At 56.2% G+C, this 13,853-nt stretch carries 16 protein-coding genes; all 16 read left to right on the forward strand.

Annotated features, from left to right (window positions below; translation table 11 throughout):
• The 16 genes from METTU_RS10440 to METTU_RS10515 all read left to right on the forward strand — a co-directional run bounded on the left by METTU_RS10440 (position 1) and on the right by METTU_RS10515 (position 13,490).
• Positions 1 to 843 (forward strand): CheR family methyltransferase, encoded by an 843-nt coding sequence (locus METTU_RS10440; RefSeq protein WP_006891481.1) that lies wholly within the window; start codon positions 1 to 3, stop codon positions 841 to 843.
• The gene (locus tag METTU_RS10445) at positions 840 to 1,211 is read left to right on the forward strand and encodes a response regulator (protein WP_006891482.1); all 372 of its coding nucleotides are present in this window, start codon (positions 840 to 842) and stop codon (positions 1,209 to 1,211) included. The genes METTU_RS10440 and METTU_RS10445 overlap by 4 nt, the downstream gene beginning before the upstream one ends.
• A complete protein-coding gene (locus METTU_RS10450; RefSeq protein ID WP_006891484.1) occupies positions 1,208 to 3,841 on the forward strand; it encodes a chemotaxis protein CheA in 2,634 nt (877 codons plus the stop codon). Before METTU_RS10445 ends, METTU_RS10450 begins: the two co-directional genes overlap by 4 nt.
• A complete protein-coding gene (locus METTU_RS10455; RefSeq protein WP_006891485.1) occupies positions 3,841 to 4,074 on the forward strand; it encodes a hypothetical protein in 234 nt (77 codons plus the stop codon). The genes METTU_RS10450 and METTU_RS10455 overlap by 1 nt, the downstream gene beginning before the upstream one ends.
• A gap of 16 nt (positions 4,075 to 4,090) precedes the next feature.
• Positions 4,091 to 4,465: a response regulator gene (locus tag METTU_RS10460; RefSeq protein WP_006891487.1), complete on the forward strand. Its 375-nt coding sequence runs from the start codon at positions 4,091 to 4,093 to the stop codon at positions 4,463 to 4,465.
• A gap of 4 nt (positions 4,466 to 4,469) precedes the next feature.
• Positions 4,470 to 5,720: a methyl-accepting chemotaxis protein gene (locus METTU_RS10465; RefSeq protein WP_006891488.1), complete on the forward strand. Its 1,251-nt coding sequence runs from the start codon at positions 4,470 to 4,472 to the stop codon at positions 5,718 to 5,720.
• 22 nt (positions 5,721 to 5,742) lie between these two features.
• Complete coding sequence (locus METTU_RS10470) at positions 5,743 to 6,621, forward strand: STAS domain-containing protein (protein ID WP_006891489.1); 879 nt, start codon at positions 5,743 to 5,745, stop codon at positions 6,619 to 6,621.
• Positions 6,618 to 7,007, forward strand: coding sequence for an STAS domain-containing protein (locus tag METTU_RS10475; RefSeq protein WP_006891491.1), 390 nt, complete (start codon positions 6,618 to 6,620; stop codon positions 7,005 to 7,007). Before METTU_RS10470 ends, METTU_RS10475 begins: the two co-directional genes overlap by 4 nt.
• On the forward strand, positions 7,004 to 7,423 hold the full coding sequence (locus METTU_RS10480) for an ATP-binding protein (RefSeq protein WP_006891492.1): 420 nt from the start codon (positions 7,004 to 7,006) through the stop codon (positions 7,421 to 7,423). The genes METTU_RS10475 and METTU_RS10480 overlap by 4 nt, the downstream gene beginning before the upstream one ends.
• 8 nt (positions 7,424 to 7,431) lie before the next feature.
• Positions 7,432 to 7,821, forward strand: a complete 390-nt coding sequence (locus tag METTU_RS10485; RefSeq protein WP_006891494.1) for an anti-sigma regulatory factor — start codon at positions 7,432 to 7,434, stop codon at positions 7,819 to 7,821.
• Positions 7,812 to 8,396, forward strand: coding sequence for a SpoIIE family protein phosphatase (locus METTU_RS10490; RefSeq protein ID WP_006891495.1), 585 nt, complete (start codon positions 7,812 to 7,814; stop codon positions 8,394 to 8,396). Before METTU_RS10485 ends, METTU_RS10490 begins: the two co-directional genes overlap by 10 nt.
• Positions 8,397 to 8,413: 17 nt before the next feature.
• A complete protein-coding gene (locus METTU_RS10495; RefSeq protein ID WP_006891497.1) occupies positions 8,414 to 10,669 on the forward strand; it encodes an EAL domain-containing protein in 2,256 nt (751 codons plus the stop codon).
• Between the two features lies 1 nt (position 10,670).
• The gene (locus METTU_RS10500) at positions 10,671 to 11,036 is read left to right on the forward strand and encodes an ATP-binding protein (protein WP_006891499.1); all 366 of its coding nucleotides are present in this window, start codon (positions 10,671 to 10,673) and stop codon (positions 11,034 to 11,036) included.
• Between the two features lie 41 nt (positions 11,037 to 11,077).
• Positions 11,078 to 12,124, forward strand: a complete 1,047-nt coding sequence (locus METTU_RS10505) for a sensor histidine kinase (protein ID WP_006891500.1) — start codon at positions 11,078 to 11,080, stop codon at positions 12,122 to 12,124.
• A 222-nt stretch (positions 12,125 to 12,346) separates the two neighbouring features.
• Positions 12,347 to 12,715 carry a response regulator gene (locus METTU_RS10510; RefSeq protein ID WP_040579739.1) on the forward strand — a complete coding sequence of 123 codons (369 nt, stop codon included), beginning with the start codon at positions 12,347 to 12,349 and terminating at the stop codon, positions 12,713 to 12,715.
• Positions 12,716 to 12,722: 7 nt separating this feature from the next.
• Complete coding sequence (locus METTU_RS10515; protein ID WP_006891504.1) at positions 12,723 to 13,490, forward strand: ParA family protein; 768 nt, start codon at positions 12,723 to 12,725, stop codon at positions 13,488 to 13,490.
• The last annotated feature ends 363 nt before the right edge of the window (positions 13,491 to 13,853 follow it).

Genomic DNA, 13,853 nt, shown 5'->3' on the forward strand with positions numbered 1-13,853 from the left:
ATGACAGAGATCACTATCAGCGAAGAAGATTTCCGGAAATTCCGGGAATACTTTTATCGCAAAACCGGCATCCAGTTCGAGGCATCCAAGCGCTATTTTGTCGACAAACGGCTGGTCGAACGTATCGAAGCGACCGATTCAGGTCATTTCCGCAATTATTTCATGATGCTGCGCTTTGACGCTAAGGGGGACGAGCTGCAGACGCTGGTCAACCTGATGACCGTCAACGAGACCTATTTTTTCCGCGAAGAGTATCAGTTTCAGTGTCTGGTCAACTCGATGCTGGGCGAAATCGTCCGGCGTAAAAAAGACGACTCGCCGATCCGTATCTGGTCGGTTCCTTCTTCTTCCGGGGAAGAGCCTTATTCCATCGCGATTTACCTGTTGGAACATTGGCCGGGCATTGAAAAGTGGGATGTGGAAATCATCTCATCGGATATCGATACCGACATTATAACGCGGGCGCGGCGCGGCCATTATTCGCCGCGATCAGTGCAACACTTGCCGCCGAGACTGCTGCAAAAATATTTTGTGCCCTGCGTCGGCGGTTACCAAATCAGCGATGACTTGCGCGATGCGGTGGAGTTTACCCGCGTCAACCTGATGGAAGCGGCGGATGTGCGGGCTTATCGCGGGTTCGACGTAATTTTTTGCCGCAACCTGCTGATTTATTACGATGACATGTCGCGCCGTCAGGCGGCGGAGACCTTCTTCGACGCCCTGAATCCGGGCGGGTTCATCTGTCTCGGCCATTCGGAGTCGATGAGCCGGATTTCTTCTTTGTTCCGGGTGCGCAAGTTCCCGGAAGCGATTGTGTATCAAAAGCCCTTGGGGGACCTATGAAACGTATCCTCGTCGTGGACGACGCCGCCACGGTACGTCTGTATCACCGCAACATACTCGAAGCTGCCGGCTATGCGGTGGATGAGGCCGTCAACGGGATTGAGGCCATGGAAAAAGCCTTGCAGACGCCTTTCGACCTGTATGTGGTCGATATCAACATGCCCAAGCTGGACGGTTACGGATTCCTGCGGGAAATACGCAGCCAGGAAATCGCCCAGCCTCCGGCGATCATGGTGTCCACCGAAGCCGAGAGCAATGACCGGCACCGGGCTTATCGCGCCGGTGCCAATATTTATCTGATCAAGCCGGTGAAACCGGATGGCTTGCTGACCTACATTCGCCTGTTGCTCGCGGAGGAGCGTACATGAATCCATTATTGGAACAATTTCTCTCGGAAGCGCGGGATTTCCTGCACGGCATCGCCGAGAAGCTGATGCAGCTGGAAAACGACCCCGGCAGTACGCCGGTCATGAACGAGTTGTTCCGGCTGGTGCATACCCTGAAAGGCAACAGCGGCCTGTTCGAGTTTCCGGAAATGACGCGGGTGCTGCATGCCGGCGAGGACTTGCTGGATGCGGTGCGCGACGGCCGGGTCGGGTATTCCCAGGAACTGACCGACCGCCTGCTGGATGCGATGGATTTCGTCAATTTGCTGGTGGATGAAATCGAATCGAACGATGGGGCGATCGGTTCGGACCATGCGCAAAATGCGCTGCGTCTGGCTGAGTCGCTACGGCAGCTGATTGGCGTTACCGCCGTCGAGGTTAAAGCCCCGGTTGCTGAAGCTTCCCAGGCCTCATCGGTGCACAACATGCCGGAACTGCCACGGCTTGCCGAATTGCCGGAACAGCAGCGTATGGCGTTATATCGCGAGGCGCTGGCCGGAGACACTTTGCTGTTTGTGGAGTACACGCCGGAACAGGAATGTTTTTTTAAGGGGGAAGATCCTTTCCACCAGGCGCGGCAGATTCCTGATGTCGTCTGGCAGTCGGTGCTGCCTCGCGAACCGTGGAGCGCGCCGGCCGAGCTGGATGCCTATCATTGCAACCTGGTCTTTAATGCGCTGACCACGGCTGCGCCCGAAGAGTTGTACGAGCTGTTCCGTTACACCCCGGAACAGCTGCGCATCGTCCCGTTGCCGCCTATTGTGCTGGCTCTGCCTCATGGCGATCCAAACGGCGGGCCGGTGTACGGCGATTTTGTCACCGATGCGCTGGGTCGACTGGATACCGGCGACATGGCCGGGTTGGAATCCGTTGCCCGCACCATGCTGGAGCTGTCTTCCCCCAGCCTGTGGCTGTCTTCGGGCTTGCGCTGGCTGCTGTTGGTGCTTGAACTGGAACCCGGCAACCGCTATGCGCAACGCACCTTGATAGAGTCTCTGGGTAGCTTGACGTTGCCGGTCTGGACGACGCCGGAAACAGCGGTTGAAGCTGATTCGGAGCTTGTCGGCGAGAGGTTTTCTGAAGCCGATGCGCGGGCTTTTGCCGACATCCTGCAAGCGCAGCGTGAAATTCTCGGCTTACCGGATAGCGATGCATGGCTGCCCGGCAGATTGAATGCGGCGGCGACCGCGCTTGCGGCCTGCCAACGCAGTGCCGGGCGGATCGAGGCGTTACCGACGTTGGAAGCGGCGCTGGCAGAGGCTCTGGATAGCGTTGAGGCAGCGCCGTTGTTGGCATGGCTGGATGCGCACGCGCCGCTTGATCGGTCTGCAACGGCCGAGTCGGAGGCGGAGGCCGCGCCGATGCAGGTGCGCAATGCGCTGATCGATGTGGAGTCTGATAATAAGTTCGGTCGTCGCGTCGAGGATTCTTACGTCGGGCCCAAGACGCTCAAAGTGGATCAGGACAAAATCGACAACCTGATGGGCTTGATCGGCGAAATGGTGGTGGCCAAGAACAGCCTGCCTTATCTTGCCAGCCGGGCCGAGACGCAATACGGGGTGCGCGAACTGGGTCGCGAGATCAAGACCCAATATGCGGTCATCAACCGTATCGCCGAGGAAATGCAGGATGCCATCATGCAGGTGCGGATGATGCCGGTGTCGTTTGTGTTCCAGCGTTTTCCGCGACTGGTGCGCGATACCTCCAGAAAACTGGCTAAGGAAGTGAACCTGATACTGGAAGGCGAAAACACCGAGGCCGACAAGAATATTGTCGAAGCGCTGGCCGACCCGTTGATTCATATTGTGCGCAACAGCCTCGATCACGGCATTGAAACGCCGGAAGTCCGGCGTGCCGCGGGTAAGCCGCCTGCCGGACGGCTTACCATTCGCGCCACGCAGGAAGCGGACCGGGTGTACATTGAAATTTCCGATGACGGCAAGGGCATCGATCCTACTATCATCAAACGCAAGGCTTACGAGAAAGGCATTATCGACGAATCCACGATGGAACGACTGAGCGACCAGGAAGCGGTGAACCTGGTGTTCGCCGCCGGATTCTCCACGGCGGAGGTGATTTCCGACCTGTCCGGCCGAGGCGTCGGCATGGACGTGGTACGCAGTGCGGTAGAAAAAGTCAACGGCACCGTCAGCCTGGAAAGCGAGTTGGGTAAGGGTACGTTGATCCGCTTGTCGTTGCCGCTGTCGATGGCGGTTACCAATGTGATGATCGTCGAGTCCGACAAGCAGATTTTCGGCGTGCCGATGGACATGGTGGTGGAAACCGTCCGCGTATCGAGAAGCGCCATCCGTACCATCAAAAAACGCCAGACTACGGTTTTGCGCGGCCGCATCGTGCCGCTGCTGGCGCTCAACGAGTTGCTGGCGATTGACGCTGAGCCGTACGCCAACGAGGACGACGAATTGGCAACGCTGGTGGTGCGCGTCCACGAAGAACACGTCGGCATTGTGGTCGACGATTTTCGCGAAACCGTGGACATCATCCTCAAACCGATGGCCGGGATCATTGGCGGTCTGGGCGGCTATTCCGGCTCGGCGCTGCTGGGTGACGGTTCGGTGCTGATGGTCTTAAACCCAAGGGAGCTTGTGTAATGGCAATTACCTACCAGAAAAAAGTGGCGCTGTTCCAGGATGCCGTTGGTGCAGAAGAGGCCGAGGGCCTACTGGAATGGTTGCTGAAAAACCCGAAAAGCCAGCTCAATTTTGCAGATTGCCGGCATTTGCATGCCGCCAATCTGCAAGTCATGATGGCAGTAAAACCTGTAATCGCCGTCTGGCCCAAGGACGCGAAGCTGCGTACTTGGCTGGAATCGGCCCTGAAATAGAAACAAGGAAAATAATATGGCAAAAACAATACTGGTTGTGGACGACTCGGCTCTTATTCGGACGAGTGTAACTCAGCACCTTAAAAACGGTGGCTTTACCGTCGAGACCGCAGATGACGGCCTCAATGCGCTTAATATGCTTAAAGCCGGCCTCAAGCCCGACCTGATGATCACTGACATTAACATGCCCAATATGAACGGCATCGAGTTGATCCAGAGTACCCGTGCGTTACCGGAATTCAGGTTCATGCCTATCCTGGTGATGACTACCGAAAGCCAGCAGACCATGCGCGATGAAGCCAAGCAGTTGGGCGCTACCGGTTGGGTGGTCAAGCCGGTGGGCGGGGAACTGTTGATGTCAATTATTAAGAAGGTGCTGCCGGGAGCCTAGCGTGATGTCACCAGAAACCAATGTTAGCAGCGATGTATTCGAGCTGCCGACCATTGCCGGTAAAGAGCTTTGGCGTGCCACGTACATGGCATTGGCGCTGTTTGCCTTGGTTGGCTGGGCGGCGATGATGTTTCAGAGTGATCTGGATCGTTTGTTGGGCGGTCAGCGGGATTTTGTTATTCTGGCGGCGGCCGCACTGATCCTGATAGCCACCAACATGAGCCTGATACGTCGGGCATCCCGTCGCATCGAGTTGAGGGCGTCTCAAGTGCAGGTAGCCGCTAGTCTGGCGGTTCGACCGGCTGAGCAGGCTGCCTTGATGGTGGAGCATCACCTGCGCCTCGACGAGGCTATGGGCGTTCAGCTTAAAGGGGTGGTCGGCGACACCGAGAATGCGGCAATGATGCTGATGCTGGAGGTACGCAAGCTCAGCGATGCCGCCAATACGCTGATGTCTTACCTCGATAATTCCAATATGAATGCCCGCGACATGGAGCATGAAATTGGCGAGAGCGTTGCTTTCATTGTCCGGATTGACAACTTCGTGCGGGAACTGCCCGACCGGATACAGCAGGACATGGCGTTTATGCGGGAGGCCGGTAAGGAGATCGATGAGCTGGGGAAGTATGTTGATGTCATTAAGGAAGTCAGCAAGAAAACCGATTTCCTGGCTCGTAATGTTTCCATTGAGGCGGCGAGCGTCGGCGAGTTCGGGGCCGGTTTTGTGGAGGTGGCCGACGAAATATGCAAACTTTCGGAGCAGTCGACCAATGCCGCCGCCATGATCGAACAGAGTCTCACCGTTGCCCGGAACATCCGGCAGAACGGCCATAAATTCAACTTTCTGCAAGAGTACGCACAGCAGATCTGCGATGCGGACAAAGTGGTCGAGTCCATCCGCAGTCTGCAGGAAAGCCACGAGAACATGCGACAGTATTACCAGACGCTGTTCTCCGTGGTGACCGAGCACAACACCTGTCTGGCGGCAGGGCTCGGCGAAATTCTTGGACACATACAGTTTCAGGACGTGGTGCGGCAACGTATCGAGCGTATGGAAAATGCCGTGGCAAAGCGCAATGTGCTGTTTCAGGCGTTTGCTCAGGGGCTGGATACGCCTGATGCCGATTTGCTTGAACTTGCTGAGCAAATGCGCGTGGTGCTGGATGAGTATCTGGCGCTTGAAAGCCGCCATGCACCTGCTGCCAATAACGCATCGGAACAGGATGCCGGCCTGCCTCAATTTGAATTATTTTGAACTTACAACCTAGAGCGTACTTATGACAACGAATTCCCTTGCCCCCATTGTTACTCTGTTGCAGCAGCATCGAGCCGCGATCAGTTCGGAATGGATGACTGAAGTGCTGCGCGTTTGGATGCGCCTGTACCCCGGATTGGTCAACGAGGATGAGTTGCGTCGGCAGGCCGACGCTCTGCTCAAGGAGCTCGGCAAACTCTTTTCCGAGCATAGCGGCGAAGCGCCGCCGGATATTACCGGGAACAGCGAGCTTGGCGAAATCGCTCGCGAGTTGAGCTCCGAACGCGCCAAAAAGGGCTTTAAACCGGCGGACACGGCGCAATACGTGATTACCCTGAAAAATGTGCTGACCCAACATTTGGTGCGTACCTTGAACGAATCGCCGACCAGCCTCACCCTCTGTCTGCGGGCGGTGGACGATGTGCTCGACCGCCTGTCACTGCTCACCTTCGATGCCTTCGTGGAAACGCGGGAACGGGTCATTGCCCAGCAGAGCCTGTCGTTGGTGGAGCTGTCCACGCCGGTGATCCTGCTCTGGAACAATGTGCTGCTGCTGCCGCTGATCGGCGTGATCGACACGGTCCGCGCCCGCCAGTTAACCGAACGCTTACTGGAATCGATCACCAAGCACGAGGCCAGCGTGACGCTGATCGACGTGACCGGGGTGCCGGTATTCGATACCAGCGTCGCCCGGCATATCATGAAAGCGATTGATGCCGCTCAGTTGCTCGGTTCCCGCATCGTGATGACCGGCATCAGTCCGGAAGGCGCGCAGACACTGACCAAGTTGGGCATCAGCTTTGCCAACGTGATCAGCCGGGCGACCTTGCGGGCCGGGTTGGCCGAGGCTTTGCAGCTGGTCGGCCGCCGCATTGAGTTCACCGGCGGAGTACACAAGTGAAAATCCCTATTCTGCGTTTGGGCAGGATTCTGCTGAGTTCCATCCAGGTCGATCTCACCGATGCCGATGCGATGCAGTTTCAGGACGATTTGGTCAATAAAATCGCCGAAATCGAGGCCTTGGGCATCGTCATCGACATTACCTCGCTGGAGGTGGTCGATTCGTTCATGGCGCGTGTCATCAACGATACCGCCGGCATGGCCCGCCTTCTGGGCGCCGAGGTGGTCATCTGCGGCGTCCAGCCTTATGTGGCCATGACGCTGGTGGAGATGGGCCGGGATCTGATCGGTGTCGATTGCACCTTCAATCTCGATCAAGGGCTGGAAATAATCAAAGCGCGGATTGAGATGCGCGGCGATGCAAGGATGATTGAGGGGGAGGGATGACCACGCAGCCGACAAACTCATCTGAACGGGTGCCGATTCTCGATGCGTCGGACATTGTGCGGGCGCGCGGCGTTGCCCGGCAAGTGGCGGGACGGATCGGTTTCGGCCTTGCCGACCAGACGCGTTTGGCGACAGCGGTCTCCGAGTTGGCGCGCAATGTCGTGCAGTACGGCGAAGACGGTTTTTGTGAGATTGTCGATGCATCCGATCACAATGAAATGCGGCTGGGCATTCTGGTTGAGGATCACGGTTCCGGTATTGATAACATCGATAAAGCCATGAAGGATGGTTACACCACCGGCGGCGGATTGGGCGCGGGTTTGCCGGGCACCCGCAGGTTGATGGATGAATTTGTCATTGAATCGGAGCCGGGACTTACCCGCATCAGCATTGCCTTGGTCAGAAAACGATCTTGAAGGAAGGTATGAACAAAATAAGTGTCTACGTGGCCGGTGAACCTAATGTCGCCGAAGCCGTCCGCACCGCCAAGCTCATGGCATCGGAGCTAGGGTTCGCCAGGATACAAGCCTATTACATCGCTACCGCGGCATCGGAGTTGGCTGCCAACCTGTTTATCCATGCCGACGGCGGTATGTTTGAAGTCTCTGCATTGACGGATCGTCCCGGTCTGGAGCTGGTGGTTACCGATCATGGCCCCGGCATTGCCGATATAGAGAAGGCCTTGCAGGACGGTTACAGCACCGCAGGCGGTTTGGGCTGCGGCCTGCCCGGCGTGCAGCGGCTGATGGATGAAATGGATATTAACAGTCAACCCGGTCAGGGGACGGTGGTGAGGGCGCGCAAATGGCTGTAACAATCGGTTATGCGACGCGCCCGCTGGCGGGAGAGACGGTCTGCGGCGACAGTTGCGGCTGGTGGCGCTCCGGCGAGCGCATTGTATTGGCCGTGGCCGACGGCCTGGGTCATGGACCGGAGGCCGCTTACGCTTCCGAAGCCGCCTTGGCCTGTATCGCTAACAACTTGAGTCGGACTTGCGAAGACCTGTTTGCCGATTGCGACGCCTGTTTGCAAGATACGCGCGGCGTGGCGTTGGCCGTCGCTATTATCGAACCGGCCACCGGTCTAATGACGGTTTGCACGGTCGGCAATATCCGGGTTCTGCTGCTGTGCGACAGCAAAGACAGCAGGCTTGATGGCGGACGAGGCATTGTCGGCGCGGGCTATCAAAACCTGGTCCCGGAAACGCGGGTGCTTGCTCCGGGAAATGTGTTGGCGATGTTTTCCGACGGGCTGGATCAATTTCCCGCATTGCGGGAGGTTTTTGTCGAACCCGGAGTATCCGCGAAAGATCAGGCGCAAGCGATACTGGATCACTGTGCGCACAATGACGACGATGCCTCGGTGTTGATTTACCGCCATGAGTTTTAATACGGCTTAAAGCGTTTATGAAACAGGATGTAGAACGCTATTTTCATATTCTGCAACAGGTAGCGTTTGCCGCGGATGCGGACGCTATTGAAGTCCATTTGGCCGAGGCCTTCGAGCTGAGCCGCATTTGGGTCGACCGGGGGGTGCCGCCTGACGAAGTGACGCTCCTTCATCATGACGCGATGGTGCGCTTGTCTACGGCGCATCCCGAGTTAATTTTTGCTCAGGTGGCGGATCGTTTGACCCGACCGTTAATGGAAATGTCCATGGCTTATGGGATGGCCTTTCGCGAACAAATGGAGCAGCGTTATCAGGCCATCGTCAACTCCCGCCTTAAGCAGTCGCACAGCTTGGAGTCGGTCGGTAAACTGGCGGCGGGCATCGCCCATGATTTCAATAATCTGCTGGGCAACATCGGCGGTTTTGCGGAAATTGCGGCGGACAAACTGATGCCCGGTTCTTCGGCCGGAGACGACTTTAATAATATGGTCGACAACATCAATACCTTGCTAACCGCCGAACAGGCCATGTTGGAAGAAATCGCATTAAACGAGCGCCGTTTCCGCTCTTTGGTGGAAAACTCGCCGGACATTATTGTCCGTTACGACCGGGATTGTCGGCGTGTATTTGTTAATCCGGCTTACATTCGGGAAACGGATACACCTGCTGAGCTGGTGCTTAACAAAAGCACCGATGATGCTAATGTTTGGCGTCCCAGCATGCCGCGCGAAGAATACCGCAAGAGGCTGCAACAAGTCATGGACACCGGGGTTACGGATCAAATCCTGCTGGAGTGGGTGCGCCAGGATGCTCAGCGGGTAAGCCATGAAATGTACGTAGTGGCTGAATACGATGCCGATGGCGATGTCATAGGTACCTTGGCGATCGGTAGGGATGTAACCCGTAGCAAAGAAGCCGAGCGGCAATTGCTCCATCAAGCTAGTTACGACATCCTGACCGGCTTGCCGAACCGGCGACTGTTCGGTGACCGGCTGGGTAAGGACGTTGCCAAGGCCAAACGTAACGACTTTGGCTTAGCGGTATTGTTTATCGACTTGGATCGATTCAAGGAAGTCAACGATACCTTGGGTCATGCTGTTGGCGACCTGTTGCTAAAAAAAGCAGCGCAACGCATTTGCAGCTGTGTGCGCGAATCCGACACGGTGGCGCGTTTTGCAGGCGACGAATTTGTCGTGATCTTGCCGGAAGTCGGCGAAAGCGGGGCTTTGCAACGGATAGCGCAAAACATCGTCGGCGTTATGGCGCAGTCCTTCACTTTTGGCGAACATAGCGCTTACGTCTCGGCCAGCATCGGTATTGCCATTTTTCCGCAGGATGGCGACAACGCAGATACGCTGGTCGGATGCGCCGACCAGGCCATGTATTCGGCTAAAAAAACGGGTCGCAACAATTTTTGCTTCTTTAACCGTCAGATGCTGGAGCTGGCCCACCAGCGCATGCAACTGGGCAACGACCTTCACGATGCGCTGGGCAAAGGCCAACTTGAGGTGTTTTACCAACCGATCATCGATGTGGTCAGCGGTCGGGTTGTCAAGGCTGAAGCGCTGTTGCGCTGGCGGCATCCCGAATGGGGCATGGTGCCGCCTGACCGGTTTATTCCGATAGCTGAAGAAACCGACCTGATCCAGGAAATCGGCGCCTGGGTATTTCGCGAGGCGGCGGATACCGTTAAGCGCTGGAATGCCCTCTCGGCAAACCAAGGTCAGCGGCAGATCAGTGTCAACATGTCGCCGCGCCAGTTCACCCGGGGGCGCGGCGAGCAAATTATCATTAATTATATGCAGGCTTACGGTCTTGATCCGGCGCATATTGCGGTCGAAATAACGGAAGGGCTGTTGCTGGATAATTGTCCGGGCGTCACCCAAAAACTGGAAAAGTTGCGCGCGGCCGGTATCGAGATTTCACTGGATGACTTCGGCACCGGCTATTCGGCGATGGCCTATCTGAAAAGATTCAACATCGATTACCTGAAGATCGATCAGTCTTTCGTCCGCGATTTGGAAACCGATCCGGGCGACCGGGCGATAGCGGAAGCGATTGTGGTGATGGCGCATCGCTTGGGCTTGAAGGTGATAGCGGAAGGCGTGGAAACCGAAGGCCAGTATGCGCTGCTGGCGGAAGCGGGTTGCGAATACGTGCAGGGCTATTTGTTCGCCAAACCGATGCCGGTTGAGGCATTTCTGGCATTTGTTAATGCCGACGCACAGAAACCGGCTGTTATAGAGGGACCGTTAGCGGTCTTGATGAGATGAAATGAATAAAGTATGCATTCAGGTGGCCGGTGAACCGGACATTGTCGAAGTTGCCCGCCAAGTTAGGCAGACGGCATTGGCGTTAAGGTTTAGCGCCGCGCAAGCCCATTACATTGCCACCGCCGCCTCGGAATTGGCGGCCAACCTGTTTATCCATGCCGACGGGGGGGTGATTGAAGCGTCCTGTCTGAAGGATCGTTCCGGTATAGAGCGGGTGGCTACCGATCAGGGCCCCGGCATTGGCGATATTGACAAGGTGTTGCGGGGCGATTATAGCACGGCTGACGGATTAGGCTGCGGCCTGCTCGGCGTGCAGCGGCTGATGGATGAGATGGACATCGACAGGTACGGTAGTGAGGGCGCGTAAATGGCTGTGATGATTGGCATTGACATGGAGGTTGTGCGCCCATGAAACCGATCGGGGAACGCTATTTCCAGATTCTGCAACAGGTGGTCTTTGCCGATGATACCTATGCGATTGAAGTTTATTTGGCCGAAGCCTTTGAGCTGGGCCGGGCCTTGGTCGATCAAAAGGTGCCGCCGGATGAGGTGACGCATATTCATCATGAAGCGGTGGTCAGGTTTTCCCGAACGCATCCTTCATTAAGTTTCGCGCAGGTGGCCGATCGTTTGACCCGGCCGTTGATGGAAATGACCATGGCGTATGGCTTGGCTTTTCGCGAACAAATGGAGCGTCAGTATCAGGATATGGTCAATTCCCGCTTGGCGCAGTCGCACAAACTGGAAGCGGTCGGCACGCTTGCGGCGGGTATCGCTCATGATTTCAATAACCTGTTGGGTAGTATCATCGGTTTCGCGGAAATGGCGGGAGATGAGCTGCCGGAGGGGTCTTCCGGGAAACATAGCATTAACCATGTGTTGACCGCCAGCTTTCGTGCCCGCGACCTTGTTACCCGAATGTTGACCTTTGCCAGACAAAGCCCGGTCAAGTCGGTAGCGGTGGAAGTGGAGGTGGTCGCGCAAATGCAGGAAACATTGGAGCTGTTGAGTGTTTCTTATAAGAAGGGTTTGGAAATCCGTTTTCAGACCGGCATCGAGCGAGTGACGGTGATGGCCGATCCCGGCCAGTTGCAACAGATCGTGATGAACTTGTGCATCAATGCGGCCGATGCCATGAGCCATCGGGGCGTGGTGGCCGTTGGTCTTGATTTCGCCAGATTTGACGACTGTGCGAAGGCGGGCATTTGCCTGAAGGTTATCGATAGCGGACACGGTATGCCCCCTGAGGTGCAGGAACGGATATTCGATCCTTTTTTTACCACTAAAGCACCCAACAAAGGCAGTGGGCTGGGGCTTTCCGTGGTGTACGGCATTGTCACCCAATTGGGCGGACTCATAGAAGTGCAAAGCCGGGCTGCCGGCGGTAATTCGGGAACGGAATTCAAGGTGTTTTTGCCTTTGGCGAATAATCCCCCCGATGGGGAAAACGGCTAGAAGCCGTCAGAAGTTAAGTTAATGTTTCAATCCACATCCGACCTCATCCGTCGAATGACACCCGCCGACGGATAGAGGTCGGTGGATTGTTCCTCCCCGTAAACGAGGAGGTTACCCAAAAGGATAACGATGCCAGTGCATCGTTGTCAAACTCAAATAATCCCCCTGAAGGGGGAAGTTTCAGACCAGCGAAAAAATTTGATGAATGAGGAAATAAGCAAAATGGCACGTATTTTAGTTATTGAAGATGATGAGCAATTCCGCGAGATGCTGGTTCAGATGTTGACTCAGGATGCCCATAGGGTAACGGTTGCCCATGACGGCGAAGAGGGCTTGCGGCTCAGTCGGCAAGTCCGGCCGAACCTGATTATCACCGACATACTCATGCCGCGTATGGACGGTATTGAGACCATAATGGAATTGGCGCGGCAGGGCGGGGATACTCCCATCATTGCCATTTCCGGCGGACGGCGTTCGATCAGCGCCGAATTCAACCTTGAATCGGCGACGCTGATGGGGGTTAAGGCGACGCTTGCGAAACCTTTCACCAGAGCCGATTTGCGTCAGGCCATAGAGCAGGCGCTGGGCTGAAACGACTATGACAATATCACCTTATATTATCGCCATTTCCAACCGTAAGGGCGGCACCGGCAAAACCACCGTATCGGTTAATATTGCCGCTGAACTGGCCGCTCTCGGCAAGCGGGTGCTGTTGGTGGATTTGGATACGCAAGGACACTGCGCCGTGGGGCTGGGCGTTAATGCGACGCCCCCCGAGCATTCCGTTCATAATCTTTTTATCGACCCGACCGCCCGGTTGGCCGATGCCATCCGGGATACCGATTTCCCCAATCTTTTTCTCGCGCCCGCTGACCAGTTATTCGAGCATGGCAGCGGCGTGCGCGACGTACGGCGTCTGGCGAATGCGCTTGCCGAGCCGGAAATCAAGGAGCGTTTCGATGTGGTGATCGTGGATACGCCGCCTTCATTCGACGTTCTGCTGCTCAATGCGCTTTCTGTGGCGAATTGGGTGCTGGTTCCCTATGTTCCCCACCACCTGTCTTTCGAGGGGGTGCGGCAATTGATGCGGGTGCTGTTTAAAGTGATGTCGGGAGAAAACCCCAGCCTGAAGATCTTGGGGTTTCTGCCGATGATGGTTGCGCAACATATCCGACAGCACCGGGCCATTAGCGGCGAAGTTTCCCGCCAGTTCGGCGCTCACCGGGTGATGTCGGGAATTCGTAATGACATCCGCTTGGCCGAATCCTTTGCCGCGGGCAAGCCCATCCGTTACTACGCGCCGAAAAGCCGTGCTGCGGAAGACTTCGCCCAACTCGGGGCTGTTCTTGTTCAACTGTGTAGCTGAGATAAGCCCGCTAAGCACAACCAGCCTTGACTGAATGGCCGTGACGGATGAGGTGGAAGTGAGTAGGGTGAGCGCGTGCGCGGCTTAGAAACCGGGGTGGAAACTTTTCAACGCTCTTTTCCCCAGGACCCTGGAAAGTTTTGCACGCTTTTTAATTCTACTTTGTCAGATTTCATGATCACACAATTCAAGATCGTCATTCCGGCAGGGATTCACGTCAGGCTATCCTGCCTGACGCCCTTCGGGTTAATGCCAATCGGTTCCAGACCGATTGGTGCCGGAATCCAGGCTCCATGGATGGATTTTAGCTTACCATCCATGGCACTGGATACCCGCTTCTCGGCGGGTATGACGAGCTTACGT

The sequence above is a fragment of the Methylobacter tundripaludum SV96 genome, assembly GCF_000190755.2.
Taxonomy (GTDB): Bacteria; Pseudomonadota; Gammaproteobacteria; order Methylococcales; family Methylomonadaceae; genus Methylobacter_A; species Methylobacter_A tundripaludum.

Excerpts from the sequence above, each read along its gene's own strand:
- METTU_RS10450 (WP_006891484.1), top strand. The coding sequence starts at position 1,208 with ATGAATCCATTATTGGAACAATTTCTCTCGGAAGCGCGGGATTTCCTG.
- METTU_RS10505 (WP_006891500.1), top strand. The coding sequence starts at position 11,078 with ATGAAACCGATCGGGGAACGCTATTTCCAGATTCTGCAACAGGTGGTC.
- METTU_RS10495 (WP_006891497.1), top strand. The coding sequence starts at position 8,414 with ATGAAACAGGATGTAGAACGCTATTTTCATATTCTGCAACAGGTAGCG.
- METTU_RS10500 (WP_006891499.1), top strand. The coding sequence starts at position 10,671 with ATGAATAAAGTATGCATTCAGGTGGCCGGTGAACCGGACATTGTCGAA.
- METTU_RS10460 (WP_006891487.1), top strand. The coding sequence starts at position 4,091 with ATGGCAAAAACAATACTGGTTGTGGACGACTCGGCTCTTATTCGGACG.
- METTU_RS10490 (WP_006891495.1), top strand. The coding sequence starts at position 7,812 with ATGGCTGTAACAATCGGTTATGCGACGCGCCCGCTGGCGGGAGAGACG.
- METTU_RS10440 (WP_006891481.1), top strand. The coding sequence starts at position 1 with ATGACAGAGATCACTATCAGCGAAGAAGATTTCCGGAAATTCCGGGAA.
- METTU_RS10485 (WP_006891494.1), top strand. The coding sequence starts at position 7,432 with ATGAACAAAATAAGTGTCTACGTGGCCGGTGAACCTAATGTCGCCGAA.
- METTU_RS10515 (WP_006891504.1), top strand. The coding sequence starts at position 12,723 with ATGACAATATCACCTTATATTATCGCCATTTCCAACCGTAAGGGCGGC.
- METTU_RS10455 (WP_006891485.1), top strand. The coding sequence starts at position 3,841 with ATGGCAATTACCTACCAGAAAAAAGTGGCGCTGTTCCAGGATGCCGTT.
- METTU_RS10465 (WP_006891488.1), top strand. The coding sequence starts at position 4,470 with ATGTCACCAGAAACCAATGTTAGCAGCGATGTATTCGAGCTGCCGACC.
- METTU_RS10470 (WP_006891489.1), top strand. The coding sequence starts at position 5,743 with ATGACAACGAATTCCCTTGCCCCCATTGTTACTCTGTTGCAGCAGCAT.
- METTU_RS10510 (WP_040579739.1), top strand. The coding sequence starts at position 12,347 with ATGGCACGTATTTTAGTTATTGAAGATGATGAGCAATTCCGCGAGATG.
- METTU_RS10445 (WP_006891482.1), top strand. The coding sequence starts at position 840 with ATGAAACGTATCCTCGTCGTGGACGACGCCGCCACGGTACGTCTGTAT.
- METTU_RS10480 (WP_006891492.1), top strand. The coding sequence starts at position 7,004 with ATGACCACGCAGCCGACAAACTCATCTGAACGGGTGCCGATTCTCGAT.